Genomic DNA, 18,779 nt, shown 5'->3' on the forward strand with positions numbered 1-18,779 from the left:
ATTACGCTCCGGGTTTGTTTCTTGCGGAAATCCAGTAGAGTTTCGGTTCGGTACCTGCATGTTCCTTCTGTCGGTAGACCTCTTTGCCGTTGAGCATGGCTTTCTCTTCAGGGGTCATATTGTCGAAATCGACCAGGTGCAGGCTTCCTGTCGGGCAGATGGAGACACAGGCGGTCTTCAACCCTTTTTCGATACGGTGTTTGCAGAGTGTGCACTTGTCAATGAATCCATCGGGGTGCACGTAGCGGGCATCGTATGGACAGGCTGCCATGCAGGCTTTACAACCGGTACAGCGCGAACGGTTGATCTGTACGGTTCCGTTTTCATCGTAGTGCGACGCTCCGGTCGGGCAGTAGGTGACGCATGGAGCATTATCGCAGTGCTGACAGCGCTCCGAGCGGTTCTCCATAGAGAGGAGAGGGAAGTTTCCCGAGGTATCCTGTACGACCCAGTCACGGCAGTAGCCTTCAGGAACAGCGTTTTCTGCCCTGCAGGCATAGACGCATGCTGAACAGCCGACGCAGACACGGGTGTCGATAATCATGCCGTAGTTCTTTTTATTGCTCACCGTTTAAATCTCCTTGACAAATGTCACAAAATTGTTCTGAAAGCCAACAGCACCCATGGCAGGATCAATGTCTGTTTTTGAGATCAACTGATTGTGAGATGCACCTCTTTTATAAGCCCACTTGAGCTCTTTTGCATTGTGGCCGAAGCCATGCACCATATAGACCGCATCAGTACGGATACGCTGGGTCACCTTGACCTTGATCGGAAACTCCGAAACGATACCCGCCTGATTTTTTAAATGAACATACTCGCCGTGAGATAACTGATGCTTCGATGCAACTGTTGTATTGACCCATACCTCATTCTCCTGTGCCGTGGCCAGGTCACCGAGAAACCGGTTGTTTGCCGTGCGTCCGAAGGTCAGCATTGGTTTTCGTCCGGTTAACATGCGGTAATAACCAGCCGGCGCTTCAGGGTGTTTGGTATATTTTGGAACAGCATCGAATCCGCCAGCCTTGAGCTGTGCTGATGCAAGTTCCACTTTTCCACTCGGTGTGTTCAGGTTGAGCGGTTCTCCGGGTTTACGATAAAGATCGGTTGCCGGCATGACCAGAACGCCTCTTTTTTTGATCTCTTCAAGCGAACTGCCTGCAAGTTTGAGCTTCTTGTCGAGCCCGGCCTCCACCGTCGGAGCAAATACACCATGGATGCCCCACTTGTCGGTAATCATTCTGGCGATTTCATTTCCCGGTTTCGATTCGAACATGGGCGCAACAGCCGGCTGCCTCAGCGCGACAAACGGTGTCCGGAATGCTCGGCCATTGTCGAGATCGTCATATCGCTCCAGGTATGTACACTCTGGAAGCACCACATCAACGTAACCGGTCACCTCTGCAGGCAAAACATCAACGGCAACTGAAAAATCGACCTTCTGCAGTGCCTCAAGTGCGGTTTGCCGACCAAGAGTCATGGTTTCAGGGAGATTGACCCCATAGATGAAGAGCGCCTTGACCTCTCCGGTAATAGCCTGCTGGACAATTTCATGAGAGGCAATAGTATTGGACGGTTCGTCCTTCGGGAAAAAGGGATATTTGCTGTGAACCTCTTTTTCGTAGGCAGGGTGTTCATGTGCTGGCGGAGGTTGTGGCAGCGGATATTTTTCGAAGGCAACGACGCCTCCAGGCATCTTGAAGTTTCCGACCAGAGCGTTAAGAATCTGGATAGCCCTGATGCGCTGCATGGCATCACCGTACCAATTGGTTCGCCGGCCAGTGTGCACAAAGGCTGCAGGAGCATGGAAGGCAAATTCCCGTGCAACCGTTCTGATGGAATCAGCGGATATGTCGGTTATTGTGGCCGCTTTTTCCGGTGTCATCTCCTTCACCTCTTCCCAAAGCTCCGCAAACCCGACGGTATGCTGTTCAACAAACTCTTTGTCGTACAGGTTTTCGCTGATCAGCACATTCATGAGCGCCTGCATCATGGCAATATCAGTGGCTGGCTTGATGGGCAGCCAATGTTCAGCCTTTCCTGCCAGTGTCGAGAATCGGGGATCGAAAACCACAATCTTTGCACCACGCCGTATCCCTTCTGAAATCTCCTGGACAGCAGTGTTGTGCATGTTTTCACCGAAATGCGTGCCAAAGAAGAGCATGTATTTGCTGTTCATGATATCGAACCCTTCCGGTGTGTCACTCGGGTAACCATATGTCAATACCGTAGCCTGTCTTGCAGGCCCACAGCACAGGTCGTATGAGGGCTTGGCAATTTTATTGACGCCAATTTCCGAGAACATCTTCTTGAAAAACGAGACGCCAAAACCGTGATGCAGCATGGCAATAGCGCTTGGGCCATGCTGCTCATGAATCTTGTACAGTCCACCGGCCACAGCCGTTATAGCCTCATCCCAGGTGGCTTTCCGGTAATACTGCTTTCCCCCTTTACGTTCACGAATCAACGGATGAGCCAATCGGTCAGGATCGTAGAGAAGCCCTGTTCCGCCTGTGCCTCGTGGACAGAGCTTTCCATTGCTCAGTGGGTGGTATTCCGAACCGGTGATTTTGGTGACTCTGCCGTCACTGACATGCACGGCTACGCCGCAACGCCAGAAACAGTGCTCGCAGAACGAGTAAACGATTTTTTCACCTTTTCCATTCATTGGATTGCTGCCCAATCCCGATACGATGCCACTTGGCAATGTAGAGAGTGCGGCTGATCCGGCAAGAAAAAGTGAAGATATTTTGATGAAATCCCTTCGGCTGAACTCGGTGCCATGATTCATGCAAAAGTCTCCTTGCTGATAGTTACTGAGTTATAAAATATGTTTTGATTTTTCGGCGCATCAGTCGCCCAATCCGAAAGCCCAATCCGAAACAAGAGTTCTTGACCGTACACACATTACCGATGAATGCTGTGCCGTCAGCTCCCGATTCTACGTTGTTGCAAAATTGTGCAGTACTTACAACCGTTACTGAACTCTGCTGCAGTGGCGTTTGGGAAGAAAAAAAAGATGCGTTGTCAGTTATTGCGTTCAAAACACACAAGCCAACATTCCTGAAGAGGCAACAACACCTCTCCTCTCTTAATGGTGAGCCGTGTGCAACGCCTTACTTGTATGTGTCTTCGACAAAAGAAGAACGAGTTTGTACTACAATCATCGGATCATTATGTGCTGACACAAATAAGTACTGCATTGTAAGTATGCAATACTTGCCGATAAAGAGACGCTTTTTTCAATAATTTGAAAATAAACATGCGCACCTAATGTACTTGAAGAAGTTTAATAATACAAGAGTGAAAATTGTGATGCGCCGTTTTCGTTATCACCTTATATTTTATGATTTTAACTGCTTTTTCCGACATCTGTCTGGCGGGATTGATGATATTCTGTATGCTTTCTTTATATTCAAAAGCAATAACAATTGTTCATTTCGTCTTTCGGTTCGCTCTCGTTTAAAGTAATAACAATTGTTCATATCACTCGGCAGTTTTTTTGTTTGAATGAATAACGATTGTTATTACTTCAGGCATCATGGATTTATTTTATGCTATACATGCAATGCAGCTTTTTGACGTATAAATAGTACTCTTTGTTGCCGCTCCGAATAAAATAACTCATCATTTGCCGCAGAGTATCCTCTCTCTTATGGGGGTGGTGATGACGACCGTGCGAAGATTGAAGAGGTTTTCGCTACGGTGCTCTCTATTGCCGCAGAGTCTCCAGCCTCCTACGGGAGCGATGCTGATGATGCCAGTTCTGCAGCCTATCGCGACATCCCCGGCCTCCGCAAAGCCGCCACCCTCAAGGAAATTGAGGCGCAAGGCTGGTCGCTCAATCCCGGACGCTATGTGGGCGTGGCCGCCGGTGAAGCCGTGAGCGACGAGGACTTCAAGGCGCAGCTCGAAACGCTGAACGAGGAACTGGAACTCCTGAATGCACAGGCTCGCGAATTGGAGGCAACGATAGCCTGCAATGTGGCGCAAATTTTGGAGAGTTGACTTGGCTTGATATCTGACTCAAGCGCTTTGCTGAATTCACAGTGTTCCGTATATTGCAAAAATATACAAATTTTCTATGGCCATTTTTGAAGGTATCTCGGGATTTCAGTGGGACAAGGGAAATTCGACCAAGAACTGGGAAAAACATCGGGTATCAATGTCTGAATGTGAAGAGATTTTTTTCAATCAGCCATTGATTGTGGCTGATGATAAAAAACACTCTGGCATGGAAAAGAGGTTTTTTGCATTGGGTAAAACGGAGCGGGTCAAACCTCTTTTTCTGGTGTTTACTGTTCGTAAAGATCAGATCAGGGTTATTTCAGCACGCAGTATGAACAGAAAAGAACAGGATATTTATGAAAAACGGGAAAACAGCGATTCCGGAATTCAGGAGTGAAGCGGAGGAGCAGGAGTTCTGGTCAACGCATGATTCAACTGAGTTCGTGGATTGGAACAAGGCTGGCAAGGCACTGTTTCCGAATCTGAAGCCAACCATGAAAACCATTTCACTCCGGTTGCCGGAACCGATGCTCAATCATCTGAAGATACTTGCCAATGAGCGTGATGTACCCTATCAGTCGCTTTTGAAAATGTTTCTCAAGGAACGTCTCGATCAGGAATTTTCGTAAGGAATCACCCACCGGTACTTGTAAGGAATTCTTACAGGTTCAATCTGAAGGTGCCAGGCAACTGTTCAGCAATGCTTAACAGTTCGTCAGGAGTGCAAATATTGGTGCTTTTCAGTTGTAAAGGATTTCTTTACAACTACCGATGGAGAGACTTACTGCACGAAGGTTTAATAACAATTGCCGGTAACATCTCAAATTCTTGAAGCAATGAAAACCGAACTGATCCAGACACTTACGACAACGTTTGAGGCGCACGCCCGGAAGGTCGAAGGAGGAGTAGAATATTGGCTGGCCCGCGATCTTCAGTATTTGCTTGGCTATAGCAAGTGGGACAACTTTGTCGGTGTTGTATCCAAAGCAAAAACTGCTTGCGAACTTTCCGGCCATAAGGTGTCAGATCATTTTGCCGACGTCGGCAAAACGATCCAGATGCCAAAGGGAGCTACCAAGGAGGTTCCAGACATCATGCTGACACGCTATGCCTGCTATCTCATAGCCCAGAATGGCGATTCACGAAAGCAGGAAATCGCTTTTGCCCAGACCGGAAGTGCCGAGAATTTCGCTGTGATCCGCAGCAAGGGCGATCAAGTACTTTTTGGCAAAAGTACACAGGCAATGAAGGCCGAGTGGAATGTACCGGATAAACGTCCGCTGGCTGACTTTGCACCAACCATCATTCTGAAAGCCAAAGACTTCGCCACCGAAATCACCATCTTCAATGCACGCGAACATGGGATGAAAAGTGAAGGCGGCATTTCCAACGAACACATCACCAACAACAAGGCAGTTCGGAATACCCTACTTGGACGGGGTATCTGTCCGGAATCCCTGCCCCCCGCCGAAGACGTGAAGAAGGTCGAACGCCGTCTGGCTTCCGAAGAGAAACAGTCATTGAAAAATCCTGACGGCTTGAGCGTGCCAACTGAGGAGTGATTGAAATCGAACTATAAATTTTTCAAAGTGTTGAGGCGCCATCTGAAACAATACACCGTGACAAATATGCTGGTGATCTGGAACGAGGATTCAGCGGTTTTTGAACATGTCTATTTTTCCTGAGTATGAACAGAAAAGAAGAGGATAGCTGTGAAAAACGGGGAAAGAGCGATTCCGGAATTCAGGAGTGAAGTCAATGATGAAAATTATCTCATTCCGGTTGCAGGAACCGATGCTCAATCATTTGAAAATTCTTAGAAAAAATCGTTGCAGAGAGTGGTGGAATTTGTTGATCTTTGAGTAAAATGGTTTTCTGTAATATAGTGAAAAGGGGGAGGTCATGAGTGAACAGGAGAAGCCGGATGTACCTGATATCTTTACGAAAAAGGTGTCGAGGCAGCTTGCTTCCGGTGAGCTTGAGGAGCGTATTCTGAAGTTTCTTGCCTCGCGTCAGCTTTGCGTGCTTTCGACCAGCCGGGACAACGAGCCGCGTTCCACTCCCATCCTGTTTCGCTCGAAAGGGTTCACCCTCTACATGGCTGGCGAACCGGGCCTCAAGCTTGGCAACATCAAGCTGAACCCCAATGTCAGCGTGGGCATTTTTGATCCTGCATCCGAATTTTCCGACAACATACACGATATCACCGGCCTGCAGATAAGCGGTCATGCGAGGCTTCTCAGGAAGGATGATCCCGGATTTGAGGAGGCGTTCGGTCTTTTCGGACGTCCTCAGGCGTGGGCTGAGCACTGGTTTGGAAAGATGATCGAGGTGGTACCTGACAAGATCGAGCTGTTCTCCATGGCGCTCAAGCTTGAGGATTATGCTGCCCGGCAGATTTGGACACGCCCATAATATTTATTTCGTTTGCTGTATCAGGCTTGTTGGTATCCGAATCAATTCAATATTCAGGAGGTGCTTGCCATGAACAATTTCTTCAGATCGATTGGTGCCATTCTGTTGCTGCTGCTTTCGAGCGGCTGTGCATCAACGGCCAACAATAATTTCAACAGCCTTCTGTGGATGCAGTCTGCTTCGGAGTATAAAGCCAACACCATACAGGCTTACAATACGGCGTTGAAGAATATTGATGCCGCTCTTGACGATCGCACATGGACGGCAGCCAAAGAACAGGTTGGTGACTGTTCTTCATTACCCCCAGCTATTGTCATGGATATTGATGAAACGGTTCTGGATAATTCGAGGTATATGGGGAAGCTGGTTCTTGAAGGTGGTGAATGGAGCCTTGTAACATGGAATGAGTGGGTTGCACTGAAAGATGCACCGGCTGTTCCCGGCGCGGTTGAGTTCATCAATGCAATGAGAGGCAAAAATGTCAAGGTTATCTTTATCTCCAACCGGGAGTGCAAAAAGGGTGGTACTCCGGGAGCGGAATATTGCCAGGAAGCCGGTACGATAGAAAATCTTGCGAAGGTCGGTGTGGGGGGTGTTCTGCCTGAAGATCTCCTGTTACTCGGTGAAGAGGCTGGCTGGACTTCCGAGAAGAAGAGCAGGAGGGAGTATATTTCGAAAAAATACCGGATCGTGATGCTGTTCGGGGATGATCTTGGTGATTTTCTGGCTGGCGTGAAATCCGGTATCACTCCCCAGGAACGTGATCGTCTGGTTGGTGATAACACGAACAACTGGGGCAGGAAATGGTTTATGTTGCCCAATCCCACTTACGGGTCGTGGATAAGCATTCTGCATGACCCGAAGTCACAGTATATCATGAAATACTGAGGGCGTTTCAGCAAATTGGGGAGTCAGGGGTGCTGAAGAGAGCAGCATGCCGTGCTGGAAGCTGTTGTCAGGGCTGGGTTCTGCTCTCTTCTGTTGCATTGAATTGGGCGATTGAGTACAGCGTGGCAAAATGCAGGAGGCTTTTCCGGGTTTTATCTGTCAAAAAAAATATTATTATGTCGCAAAAGTTTTTGCCGGAAAATCTTGAAAAAGGATCATTATGAGCGACTTGCCAAATTGCCCGAAATGCAACTCGGAATACACCTATGAGGTTGGTACCCTCCTGACCTGCCCTGAGTGTGCTCATGAGTGGAGCAATTCGCCAGTTCCGGCGTCGGCAAAGGCCCGCGTCTGGAAGGATGCGAATGGTACGATATTGCAGGATGGTGATTCTGTGACGGTGATCAAGGATCTCAAGGTCAAGGGCTCGTCATCGGCGCTCAAGGGTGGTACGAAGGTGAGGAACATTCGCCTTGTCGAGGGTGACCATGATATCGACTGCAAGATCGAGGGGTTTGGAGCGATGCAGTTGAAGTCGGAATTTGTCAAGAAAGTCTGAGAGAAGTCGTTATATCTCCTCTACATGATGATATTGAATCGCTCAAGAGTGCTGTCCGGCTCTTTTTCTTCTTTTCTGATTGCGGTTACCATGGAGCGTGATGGCCCTCTTTGTGCCTGAGGGAGCAGCTCTTCTATTGCGTTTTCCGGGCCTTGCGCTTCAATTTCAACGGTGCCGTCGAAACGATTTCTTACCCACCCGACCAGCTTCAGCTCGTTTGCCTTCCGGTCGATGAACATTCTGAATCCGACACCCTGTACGGCTCCCGTAACAATCAGGTTTACTCTTTTTTGCATCAATATGCTTGTTTGATCTTCTGTTTGATCACGGTGTTTCAGTTGCAGAGGCAACCCTTTTTCTGACAATGGTGATAACGTGTTACTCTTCTCTCCATAACTGGTGGTTGGTATTACAAGTTCAATGCCTCTTTTTTTGAGGGGGCTGTTTGTTTTTTTACATCTGCGTTGATTCATTTTCAAACTGGTAGAGCAGTGTTGAGAGATAACGTTCGCCGGTATCGGGCAGAATGACGACAATACGTTTTCCCCTGTTCTCGTTGCGTTGTGCAAGTTGAAGTGCCGCATATACGGCTGCCCCGGATGATATACCGACAAGAAGTCCCTCTATCCGGGCAAGTTCACGACCGGTGCGCAGGGCATCTTCATCTTTTACCGGTATTATTTCATCAATAACCTCTTTATTCAGGATTTCGGGAAGAAAGCCGGCGCCGATGCCCTGAATTTTGTGCAGACCAGGTTTGCTGCCAGCGATAACCTGTGAATTAAATGGTTCGACGGCGACAATTTTTATCCCGGGGTTGCGTTGTTTGAGTACCTCTCCAACACCGGTAATGGTGCCGCCGGTGCCAACGCCACTGACAAAGAAATCGATCTCTCCATCGGTATCGTTCCATATCTCTATGGCGGTTGTTGTGCGGTGGATTTCCGGATTTGCGGGGTTTCTGAATTGTTGCAGGACAATTGAATTCGGATAAACCATGCGCAGTTCATTGGCTTTTCTTATTGCGCCGGGCATCTCTTCCGACCCTGGTGTCAATACCAGGTCAGCTCCGAGCGCTGTGAGGAGTTTCTGGCGTTCGATACTCATGGTTTCAGGCATGGTGAGTATTAACCGGTATCCCTTGGCTGCAGCAATATAGGCAAGTGCAATGCCGGTATTGCCGCTTGTTGGCTCAATGATGATACTCTCTTTGTTGATCAGCCCCTGTTTTTCGGCCTCCTCGATCATTGAAAAACCAACGCGATCCTTGATACTGCCTCCGGGGTTGAAGTATTCGAGTTTGGCAATAATTGTTGCCTCGGTATGATGTTCGCGATTGAAATTTTCAAGCTCAAGAAGAGGTGTGTTGCCGATGAGATCGGTCAGCTTTTTTGCAATACGCGCCATGTCGGATAATTTTTTTTTGAGAAGAGGGAGGATGGGCAAAACTTACAAAAATTATCAATGCATTACTAAAATACCCTGTCTCTTTTATTCAGTATTTCCTGATCTTTTTTCAGGATTATCAGTGCCTTTTATTAGCATTATTTCATTTATTTGCATTTAGTTACAGCGAGAGCAGTGTTTGAGCTGTTTCCTTTGTGAAGTTGGTAAAGAGTGGTGGCAAAGAAATACCATCGCCACAAAATGCGCTGGCCTGATACATGGAATCAGGTGAAGAATCTGCATAGTGTTTTCCGGAATGGAGGCTGCAGGGGTTGGCGTGTGGTGGATCATCTTTTGAAATGTGCAGGGGATATTTCGGGCGACTTCTGTCCCCCGACAGGTTCAGCTTCAGCCGGTTGTTTTTTCTTCATAGTAATGTTCAATAGATGCTGTTATTGCTGCCGTGGCACCGATGCTTCTGTGAACAAATGAGGTGGCATTCAATCCGCTCTTTTTTCTTGTTGCGGTGTCGGTTGTGAACTCTTTGAGTGCGGTGCCAAGCTCCTTCTGATCGTGAATGATTACAGCTCCGCCTGCTGCAGCAAGGCCTTCTGCTTCGGGGGAGTTGTGGCAGTGAGGGCCGAAGAGTACCGGAATGCCGTGGACTGCTGGTTCGAGGGTGTTATGGACATTGATACCGAACCCTCCTCCTACATAGGCTATTGATGCGATGGAGTAGAGTTCTGCAAGATAGCCTGTCTGATCGATAACGAGGATCTGCTTTTCGGGGTTGAATGTTGCGTTCAGGGCAGATATTGGCATAAAATCAAGTGAGCGCTGCTGCAGATCGTTGTAAAGCCGCTTCATGTTTTCGGGGTTCACCTCATGAGGCACAAGAACAAGTGACGCTCTTTTTTCAAGTTCCAGCCATGCGGGCAGCAGCACCTGCTCATCTTTATCCCAGACACTTCCGGCAACCAGTACCGTACGGTTTTCAAAGAGCGGTTTCAGGTGAGCAACCTTTCCGCAGTTCTGGCTCCGCAGAAAGACCTGATCGAACCTTGGGTCGCCTGCGGTTTCTGTTTGTTTGCAATTAAATATTGTTCTGAAAGCCGTTGTATCTTCTTCTGATACCGTAAAAATGCGGTCGAAGAGGTGAAAAATGCTCTCGTAAAAGCCTTTCAGTATGGGTTTAAAGTAGGGGCTCTCCTTCTGGAGTACTGCAGCGGCAAGGATCAGTTTTACACCTCTGTTTTTTGCTTCAAGGAGATGGTTCGGCCAGAAATCGTAGCGCATGAGAAGCAGGAGATCTGGCTTGATGAGTGAGAGCAGCTTGCTTGCATTATCGGGGGTGTCGGCTGGAAGGTAGAAGACCGCAGCGGCATCGTGGAAATTTTTTCGGGCATTGTAGCCGGAATCGGAAAGAAAGGAGACAAAAAGGGTGATTTCCGGATGCCTCTCTTTCAGTGCGGCTATTATTGGACGAGCCTGTTCAAATTCTCCGACCGAAGCTGCATGGACCCATAACCGGAAGGATGATGGGGTTATTGTATCTGTTTGTTTTTTCAGCTCTTCGAATAATTCTCTTCTTACGCTGAAAAATGTCCTGAGCTTTGGGTGCAACGTGCTGAATCGTTTTGCTGTACTGACAAGCAATGGGGAGAGCAGGGTATAGAAAGAGAGTGTGGATCTGTTCATATTCTTAATCTTTCTGTGTAATGAGCCTAAAGGTAATAAAAAAGTTAACGGCATCGTGCTCTCCGGTTTCTCTCTTGATAAAGAAACGCTATTATTTATGAAGGGAAGGTGCGTCATGTTGTCTGGGTTGTGAGGTTTGTTTTGGATATTTTTTTTGTGGCGGGAGATTTTGATTGCGGCAGGCGGGAGCAGGATGTTGCTCATGCCCTCAATAGAAGAATATTTTGATTATGATAGTTATGGTGATACGTCGTCTGCGTTTCCTGTGCATACTTTTTTTACTTGCAGGGCAAGTTTTTTTTGGAGCAGTTTCCGAGGCTGCCATGAGAGCTTATACTCCGAAGGCTGGCAGTCCGGAGCGCAGGATGTTGCTTGATCTTATGCGCCGAAAGGTTCTGGAGTTGCATCAGCTTGATGTGCTCTTTGTGGTCAGGGAGATGAAGCTGAGCAGTGGTTGGGCATGGGTGCATACGCTTCCTCGCTCAAAAGATGGGGTGGGTCGATATGAGGATTTTATTGCGATTTTCCATAAAAAAAACGGAGTATGGAGGATTGCTGAAATACCCTGTACAGAGCCGGATAATCCCAACTGCATTGATAGTCCGGATTATGTGACCCGCCTCAGAATGCGTTTTCCGGAGATGCCTGATGCCATTCTTCCCTCGGAAATGCTCTCTAAACAGAGAAATCCCTTTACCGGGTTTTGGCGAGAGAGCGAAGGGGAGATTCAGGAACTTGTCTTTTCCGCCAATCGTACTTTTTCTGTAACAGTTCACCCTTTTGAGACGTACAAGGATTATTGGGGTCATTATGTATATGATCTCAAGAAACGGACAATTGTTTTTGTCATGGATGGCGGGAATAGAAAGCCGGTTGATGTTGATCTTGATGGATTTTTCACGTTTAACAAAGCTGGTGATCTGGTTTTGGAAGGCATCTTTTTTGGTACTCTTTTTCAGGGAAAGCGGGAGGCGCATGGTTATTGTTTTAAAAAGTATGCAGATAAATAGCGGAGCGGAGAGGGGGGCTTTTCTGGCTTTAAAGAATAAATTCGTCTTTGGTAAAATAAAATCGTACTATACGACGTTTTTAATACGTGGTGAATATGCTAAGAAAGGACGCAGGGAAATTTAGTGGTCGTGTTGACTGATCATTTCCGGCGTTTGTGACGATACGATGGTACTCAGCATTGTCTGAAGTTTCCAGAATGTTTTCGGTTGATGAGAACTCTTCTTCATTTTTTTCTTTCCTGCATTGCTGCCACTCCCGCCTCGTACGAGGCTCTTTTTTATCAATGTTTCGGAACAGAAAAACACAATGAAAGAACAGCAATTATTGCCGATGGATTTTCTCGGCCTGCAGCTTGCAGAACCATTAATGAGGGCACTTGCCGATGTCGGGTATGAGAACCCTACTCCAATTCAGGCCCAGACCATCCCACTGATTCTTGAAGGACGTGACGTCCTTGGCCAGGCACAGACCGGTACAGGAAAAACTGCCGCTTTTGCCCTGCCAATTCTCTCCAATATTGATCTTGAACATGCTGAACCCCAGGCCCTTGTGCTGGCTCCTACAAGAGAGCTTGCCATTCAGGTTGCCGAGGCGTTTCAGCGTTATGCTGAACATCTCAAGGGTTTTCATGTTGTCCCGATTTACGGGGGACAGGACTACGGAATTCAGCTTCGCATGCTGAGACGTGGTGTGCATATTGTTGTCGGTACACCTGGTCGAGTTATGGATCATATGCGTCGTGGTTCGCTCAATCTTGCTTCGCTGAAATGTCTGGTACTGGACGAAGCCGATGAAATGCTCCGCATGGGATTTATTGACGATGTTGAGTGGATCCTTGATCAGACACCAAAAGGTCGTCAGGTTGCTCTTTTTTCGGCAACCATGCCGCCGGTTATTCGCCGTATTGCGCAAAAGTATCTGCATAATCCTGCGGAAGTCACCATACAGACAAAAACGACAACCGTTGATACCATTCGTCAGCGTTACTGGATTGTCGGCGGAAGTCACAAGATTGACATTCTGACCAGAATCCTTGAAGTTGAGCCGTTTGATGGCATGCTTATTTTTGTACGCACGAAAACCATGACACTTGAGCTGGCTGAAAAGCTTCAGGCCAGGGGATATGGCGCGGCAGCTCTTAATGGCGATATGCCCCAGAATCAGCGTGAGCGTACGGTTGACCAACTGAAGAACGGAGCGTTGAGCATTGTTATTGCCACCGATGTTGCGGCGCGAGGCCTTGATGTTGAGCGCATCAGCCATGTGATCAATTACGATATTCCTTCCGATACAGAATCCTATGTGCACCGCATTGGACGAACCGGTCGTGCAGGTCGCGCCGGTGATGCCATTCTGTTTGTCTCTCCGAGAGAGAAAAATATGCTCTACTCTATTGAAAGGGCAACACACAGTCGTATTGAGCTGATGGAGCTTCCGACGACAGAGGTTATCAACAACAAGAGGATAGCAAAGTTTAACCAGCGGATTACCGATACCATTGCCGCTGAAGATCTTGGATTCTTTACCAAGCTTATCGAGCAGTACTGTCATGAGCATGACGTTTCGGCAATTGAGGCTGCAGCAGCGCTTGCTTCGATGGTTCAGGGAGAGACACCGCTTCTTTTATCCAACAAGCCTGAAAAATCGCGTTCTTATGAAGAGCGGGAAGGATCAGGCAGGGATCGTGGTTCTGACAGAGAACGCAGCACAGACAGAGGCCGCAGTTCTGACAGGGATCGTGGACCGGTTAAAAAGAGAACCAAGGGTGAAACCTATGGTGATGAAGGCAAAGAACGCTATCGTCTTGAAGTTGGCAGTGAGCATGGTGTGAAAGCGGGCAATATTCTTGGAGCTATCCTGAATGAAGTTGGTCTTGATCCTGAATCGGTTGGTCATATTTCAATTAATGAGGGCTACAGCACGGTTGAACTGCCCCAGGGTATGCCGGATAACGTTTTTCATGAATTGAGAACAGTCCGGGTTTGTGGTCGTCAATTGCGGTTGAGCAAAATGGATGACCAGGAGCGTGAGTCTGCCTACGCTCCCAAAAAGAGTTTTAAAAAGCCCTTTAAACCGGCAGGAAAAGAGACCGCATTCTTTACCGGTAACAAAAAGAAGCGTAAGGGTTAATCCTTGCTTTCTGTTTTTTTCAGGCGGGGAATTTTTTCCCCGCTTTTTTTTGTTCAATTCTGAAGTCGTTCTTGCTGGATATCTGGGGTGGAAAATTATGGAAATTCAATTTTATGGCGCAACAGAGAGAGTGACCGGTTCGTGCCATATTCTTAGAGTGGGTGAATATACGGTTCTTCTGGATTGCGGTCTTATACAGGGGGCGCCTGCAGAGGAGCTCCTCAACAAGGAGCCCTTTCCTTTTGCTCCTTCTTCGATTGATGCCGTGGTTCTGAGTCATGGTCATATCGATCATTCGGGACGTCTGCCCTATCTCGTCAAGCAGGGATTCAGAGGCGTGGTTTACACGCAGCATGCGACAGTTGATCTTTGCAGGGTACTGCTGCTCGATTCGGCCTCTCTTGCCGAGCGGGATGCGGAGTTTCGCAGGAAGCATCCTTTAACGCGGCGTGATCGTCATGCAGAGCCCCTCTATACCCGTGAAGATGCATTGAGGGCGCTCAATACCCTGACGGGCCTGCCTTACCATGCAAAGCGGGAAATTCTTCCGGGAATCACCATTCGCTTCAGCGATGCCGGACATATTCTCGGTTCGGCTCTTGTTGAGCTTTGGCTGGAGGAAGATGGCGTGGCAAGGAAACTGGTCTTCAGTGGTGATGTAGGGCAGTATGGCTCTCCGATTCTCAATGATCCCGAAACGATAGGCCAGGCTGATATGGTCATCCTGGAGAGTACCTATGGTGATCGGTTGCATCGGGCGCTTGAGCAGACCCTTGCAGAAATAGGGGAGATTATCCGCTCGGCCAGTACAAAACATGGGAATATTATTATTCCGGCCTTTTCGATTGGCAGAAGCCAGGAGCTGCTCTATCTCTTTGGACGCTATTTTGAAGAGTGGGGGCTTGAGCGCTGGCAGGTTTATCTTGACAGTCCGATGGCTATCGAAGCGAGCCGTATTTACTGGGACTATCCCGAACTTCATGATGAGGATGCGCTTGCTTTTCGTCATGACACGAAGATGATGCCTCATCTGAACAACCTTCATTTTACTCCCACGGTTGAGCAATCGCAGGCGATCAATGGTGTTAAAAGTGGCGCCATCATCATTGCCGGGAGCGGGATGTGCAATGGAGGAAGGATTTTGCATCATCTGAAGCATCACATACAGCGTCCGGAGTGCTGTTTGCTCATGACCGGTTTTCAGGCAGAAGGAACACTCGGCAGGGCGCTTGTCGATGGAGAGAGTGAGGTGGTTATTCTGGGCAGGCGTTACCCTGTCAGGGCCACTGTTCACACTATTGGTGGTTTATCGGCGCATGGCGATCAGAATGACCTGCTTCGCTGGATGGGCGGTTTTACCAATAAACCAGAAGTTTTTGTTGTGCATGGTGACCAACCGGCTAAATCAATTTTTCGCAATGCTCTGGAAGAACGCCTTGGCCTGAAGGCTTCAATTCCGAAGCCTGGTGATATTGTTGCATTTGGCCCGTGAGTGTGTCGGTCAAGCTGCTCCTGCGGATTGTTTCGATTATGTAAAAATGATCACCCCACAGGTTGCAGGTTTTGTTTTAATTGCTATTTTCACAATGTTTTATAAGAGATGGTTATCGATGGCCAATCGGCTGCAGAGATGATGATGACGATCGTTTTTTTATGTTACCAACAAGGATGTTATGTCAGTTACTTCGTTCAAAGAGCTTGTTCCTATTCTTCAAACAGCAATCGGTCCGATGATTCTTATCTCCGGTCTCGGTCTTTTGCTTTTAACCATGACCAACCGACTTGGTCGTCTTATTGATCGTTCACGGTCGCTGCTTGATAATCTGGAATCCTATCCTGAGCAGTATATCCTCAGAATAAACCGTGAGATTGCTATTCTCTGGAAGCGGGCGCGTTATATCCGAATCTCTATTCTGCTGGCTTGTTTGACCTGCCTGGGGGCTTCATTGCTCATCATGTTACTTTTTCTCAGTGCGCTGGTCAATATCGATTTGCCGATGCTGCTGTCGGCAGTCTTTATTTTCAGTATGCTCTGCCTGAGTTTTTCGCTGATCTTTTTCCTTGTTGATGTGAACATGACCCTTTCAGCGCTGAAAATAGAGATGGAGAGCCATGACAAGAAGAGGCTGATTATTGAGACAAAGGGATACTGAGCTACGAATTTCTCATCCTCTCGGATGGAAGGTCTTGTGTACCTCTTTGATGAATAGGCGGTCGATGTGTGTGTAGATTTGTGTGGTGACGATGGAGCGGTGCCCGAGCATCTCCTGAACTGCGCGAAGATCTGCCCCTCCTTCGAGAAGATGGGTGGCAAAGGTATGTCGAAAGGTGTGCGGGCTGATATTTTTTTCAATCCCTGCCATGACGGCATACTTTTGCACCATCGTAAAGAGGGCCATGCGCGATAGCTTTATGCCGCGTGCATTCAGAAAGAGGTAGTCATCGGAGTTGCGCTGTACCAGGGCTATACGGAGTTCTGCCTGGTATCGGGTGACCCATCCAATGGCGGAAGTGCCGACGGGGACAAGCCTCTCCTTTGACCCCTTGCCGAAAATCCTTACAAAACCTGCATCAAGATAAAGGCTCTGCTGTCGGATGTTAATGAGTTCACTGACTCTGACACCTGTTGCGTAAAGGAGTTCAAGCATCGCTTTGTCGCGCAGCACATATTTACCGGGTGGGTTTACGCTTTGTGGGGCTGCCAGCAAGCGCATGGTTTCATCAACGGTCAAAACGCTCGGCAGGTACTGGGCCTTTTTTGGCTGATGGATGTTCTCTGCCGGGTTTGTGTTGAGTGTGCGTTCGATAACCAGAAATTTATGAAAGGATCGGATTGCAGAGATGTTTCGTGCTATTGAGCTTGCTTCGAGCCCTATGTCGTACAACTCTCCCATAAACTCCTCGATATGCTCTTTTGTTATCATCTCCAGTCTCCTGGAACGGTGCTGCATGAAGATCAGGTAGCGCTTGAGATCGTTGCTGTATGACTCCCGGGTGTTTGCCGAAAAGTTCCGCTCGATGAGCATATAGTTCAGGAAGCTCTCAAGAACGTTTTGGTAGTCATGATGCAACGTGTTCATCTCTTTCAGCCTTTTGCCTTACGCAACCGCTGGCAAAATCCACCATCAAAACCGGGGTGTTCGCCCGGGAGTGTGAGGATTGCTCCACATCCCTCATTGCTTTGCCGGAATTGTTCCGGGAGATGCTCACCAACGGGATCGGCAATAAAATCAGGATGTCTGCGAAGAAACGAATAAATTTGCAAGTTGTTTTCTTCGGGCTCGATGGAACAGGTAGCATAGACCAGAATACCATTTTCATCAAGCAGTTCTGCGGCATGATCAAGTAACTCTGCCTGCAGAACCAGAAGCTCCTGCAGCATTTCCGGGTTCAGTTTCCATCGAAGTTCAGCTCGCCGTCCAAGTACTCCGGTACCTGTACAGGGAGCATCGAGCAGAATGGCATCGGGATGGATTTCAGGCATAAAGCTTCGGGCATCCTCCATTACGGTTTTGATGATGGTGATGCCAAGAGCCTCTGCATGAGACTCTATTTTTTCAAGCTTCTGTTCATAGCGATCAACAGCGGTAATCTGCCCTCTGTTTTCCATCAGTTCAGCCATGAAGGTGGCTTTGCCGCCAGGTGCTGCGCACAAATCGAGGACATTGCTGCCGGGAGCGGGGTGCAACAGCAGGCATGCAAGAGCCTGTGTCGGGTTTTGAACCGTGAGGCGGCCGTCGATCACGGCGGGTTCAAAAGCGTTAAAATCTTTTGAGAGAAAGATATTGTCAATACCACTCTCTTCATGCATCACGGCGGCCATTGCCGGGTCAGAAAAAAAACGTCCTGCTGAATTTTTCAGTCGGTTTATCCTGAATCCAAAGGAGGGAAACTGGTTGTTATAGGAGAGGAGAGCCTCGCTTTTTTCGTTGCCGTATGCTGCGCTCCAGCGTTCGACGAGCCATTGTGGGTGTGAATATTTTACGGCGAGCTGCTCTTCATTTTTTTTTTCTTTCAGCCACTCGTCAAGGGTGACGCTTTCCGGAGTTATTTTTCTCAGAACGCCGTTGACCAGTTTCGACATTCGCTCACCTTTGTATTTTCTGGCAAGCTTCACGCATTCGTTGACGGCTGCCCAGTCGGGTACCTTGTTGAGGAAGAGGATCTGATAAACTCCAAGGCGAAGGATGTTTTTCATGATCGGCGCCGCCTTTTCAAGCTTGTGGTGGTAGAATTGGGCGATAACAAAATCAAGCTGAAGGCGGTAACGCAGAACGCCGTTGACCAGTCCAGTGGAGAGTGCCCGATCTGCACGGTTTAGTGTGGAGTGATGCAGCGATCGGTGCAGGAGCGTGTCGGATTGCTGTTTTCCGGTTTCAAGTGATTGCAGGACTTGTAATGCCAGTTCTCGAGCTGTGGTCATGGGTGATCATTAAAAACAATTAAAATGCATTGGCCATTCAGGCAGTTTGTAAAATACTATTCCCTGTTGTAGATTAATCGAACTAAATGTTCTTTTCAAGATTTCAAGCTATCATCCAGAAAGGTGGAGGGACTGGCCCTGAGAAGCCTTGGCAACCGTCATTGCTCTAATGAGCGGTGCCAATTCCATCCCGGCATAAAGACCGGGAATGATGATGGTATGCATGCCCTTCTGCAGCTACATACCTCTCTTCAGATATTT

General features: G+C 48.1%; 18 protein-coding genes and 1 riboswitch. Of the genes, 11 read left to right on the forward strand and 7 right to left on the reverse strand.

What is annotated here, in order from left to right:
* Position 1 precedes the first annotated feature (1 nt).
* Both AC56AD_RS04535 and AC56AD_RS04540 read right to left on the reverse strand, forming a co-directional pair.
* Positions 2-568, reverse strand: coding sequence for a 4Fe-4S dicluster domain-containing protein (locus AC56AD_RS04535; protein WP_012507693.1), 567 nt, complete (start codon positions 566-568; stop codon positions 2-4).
* A 3-nt stretch (positions 569-571) separates the two neighbouring features.
* Positions 572-2,791 carry a molybdopterin-containing oxidoreductase family protein gene (locus AC56AD_RS04540; protein ID WP_012507694.1) on the reverse strand — a complete coding sequence of 740 codons (2,220 nt, stop codon included), beginning with the start codon at positions 2,789-2,791 and terminating at the stop codon, positions 572-574.
* 914 nt (positions 2,792-3,705) lie between these two features.
* Between AC56AD_RS04540 and AC56AD_RS04545 the strand changes: the two genes are divergently transcribed.
* The 7 genes from AC56AD_RS04545 (at position 3,706) to AC56AD_RS04575 (ending at position 7,870) form a co-directional block, all read left to right on the forward strand.
* Positions 3,706-4,008, forward strand: coding sequence for a type I restriction-modification system subunit M (locus AC56AD_RS04545; protein WP_012507695.1), 303 nt, complete (start codon positions 3,706-3,708; stop codon positions 4,006-4,008).
* 76 nt (positions 4,009-4,084) lie between these two features.
* Positions 4,085-4,405: a BrnT family toxin gene (locus AC56AD_RS04550; RefSeq protein ID WP_012507696.1), complete on the forward strand. Its 321-nt coding sequence runs from the start codon at positions 4,085-4,087 to the stop codon at positions 4,403-4,405.
* Complete coding sequence (locus AC56AD_RS04555) at positions 4,365-4,637, forward strand: BrnA antitoxin family protein (protein WP_012507697.1); 273 nt, start codon at positions 4,365-4,367, stop codon at positions 4,635-4,637. Before AC56AD_RS04550 ends, AC56AD_RS04555 begins: the two co-directional genes overlap by 41 nt.
* A 207-nt stretch (positions 4,638-4,844) precedes the next feature.
* A complete protein-coding gene (locus AC56AD_RS04560) occupies positions 4,845-5,570 on the forward strand; it encodes a DNA damage-inducible protein D (RefSeq protein ID WP_012507698.1) in 726 nt (241 codons plus the stop codon).
* 340 nt (positions 5,571-5,910) lie between these two features.
* Positions 5,911-6,423 carry a pyridoxamine 5'-phosphate oxidase family protein gene (locus tag AC56AD_RS04565; protein ID WP_012507699.1) on the forward strand — a complete coding sequence of 171 codons (513 nt, stop codon included), beginning with the start codon at positions 5,911-5,913 and terminating at the stop codon, positions 6,421-6,423.
* A 69-nt stretch (positions 6,424-6,492) separates the two neighbouring features.
* On the forward strand, positions 6,493-7,311 hold the full coding sequence (locus AC56AD_RS04570) for an HAD family acid phosphatase (protein ID WP_012507700.1): 819 nt from the start codon (positions 6,493-6,495) through the stop codon (positions 7,309-7,311).
* Positions 7,312-7,531: 220 nt separating this feature from the next.
* Positions 7,532-7,870 (forward strand): zinc ribbon domain-containing protein YjdM, encoded by a 339-nt coding sequence (locus tag AC56AD_RS04575; protein WP_012507701.1) that lies wholly within the window; start codon positions 7,532-7,534, stop codon positions 7,868-7,870.
* Between the two features lie 20 nt (positions 7,871-7,890).
* Here AC56AD_RS04575 and AC56AD_RS04580 read toward each other — a convergent pair whose 3' ends face one another.
* The 3 genes from AC56AD_RS04580 to AC56AD_RS04590 all read right to left on the reverse strand — a co-directional run bounded on the left by AC56AD_RS04580 (position 7,891) and on the right by AC56AD_RS04590 (position 10,954).
* Positions 7,891-8,166 (reverse strand): acylphosphatase, encoded by a 276-nt coding sequence (locus AC56AD_RS04580; protein ID WP_012507702.1) that lies wholly within the window; start codon positions 8,164-8,166, stop codon positions 7,891-7,893.
* Between the two features lie 157 nt (positions 8,167-8,323).
* Positions 8,324-9,277, reverse strand: a complete 954-nt coding sequence (gene cysK, locus AC56AD_RS04585) for a cysteine synthase A (protein WP_012507703.1) — start codon at positions 9,275-9,277, stop codon at positions 8,324-8,326.
* 387 nt (positions 9,278-9,664) lie between these two features.
* Positions 9,665-10,954 carry a 3-deoxy-D-manno-octulosonic acid transferase gene (locus AC56AD_RS04590; protein WP_012507704.1) on the reverse strand — a complete coding sequence of 430 codons (1,290 nt, stop codon included), beginning with the start codon at positions 10,952-10,954 and terminating at the stop codon, positions 9,665-9,667.
* Positions 10,955-11,277: 323 nt separating this feature from the next.
* Here AC56AD_RS04590 and AC56AD_RS04595 point away from each other — a divergent pair, with 323 nt between their 5' ends.
* From AC56AD_RS04595 to AC56AD_RS04610, 4 genes are all read left to right on the forward strand, one after another.
* Positions 11,278-11,964: a hypothetical protein gene (locus AC56AD_RS04595; RefSeq protein ID WP_190274026.1), complete on the forward strand. Its 687-nt coding sequence runs from the start codon at positions 11,278-11,280 to the stop codon at positions 11,962-11,964.
* Positions 11,965-12,271: 307 nt separating this feature from the next.
* On the forward strand, positions 12,272-14,095 hold the full coding sequence (locus tag AC56AD_RS04600; protein ID WP_041526429.1) for a DEAD/DEAH box helicase: 1,824 nt from the start codon (positions 12,272-12,274) through the stop codon (positions 14,093-14,095).
* Positions 14,096-14,192: 97 nt separating this feature from the next.
* Positions 14,193-15,587 carry an MBL fold metallo-hydrolase RNA specificity domain-containing protein gene (locus AC56AD_RS04605; RefSeq protein WP_012507707.1) on the forward strand — a complete coding sequence of 465 codons (1,395 nt, stop codon included), beginning with the start codon at positions 14,193-14,195 and terminating at the stop codon, positions 15,585-15,587.
* 181 nt (positions 15,588-15,768) lie between these two features.
* The gene (locus AC56AD_RS04610; protein WP_012507708.1) at positions 15,769-16,248 is read left to right on the forward strand and encodes a DUF2721 domain-containing protein; all 480 of its coding nucleotides are present in this window, start codon (positions 15,769-15,771) and stop codon (positions 16,246-16,248) included.
* Positions 16,249-16,260: 12 nt separating this feature from the next.
* On the opposite strand, the gene xerD is transcribed toward AC56AD_RS04610, so the two are convergent.
* Positions 16,261-17,175, reverse strand: a complete 915-nt coding sequence (gene xerD, locus AC56AD_RS04615) for a site-specific tyrosine recombinase XerD (RefSeq protein WP_012507709.1) — start codon at positions 17,173-17,175, stop codon at positions 16,261-16,263.
* Between the two features lie 5 nt (positions 17,176-17,180).
* Positions 17,181-18,518: a 16S rRNA (cytosine(967)-C(5))-methyltransferase RsmB gene (gene rsmB / locus AC56AD_RS04620; RefSeq protein ID WP_012507710.1), complete on the reverse strand. Its 1,338-nt coding sequence runs from the start codon at positions 18,516-18,518 to the stop codon at positions 17,181-17,183.
* A gap of 108 nt (positions 18,519-18,626) precedes the next feature.
* Positions 18,627-18,736, forward strand: a riboswitch (SAM riboswitch).
* Positions 18,737-18,779: the final 43 nt, after the last annotated feature.

It is taken from the genome of Pelodictyon clathratiforme, assembly GCF_982375515.1.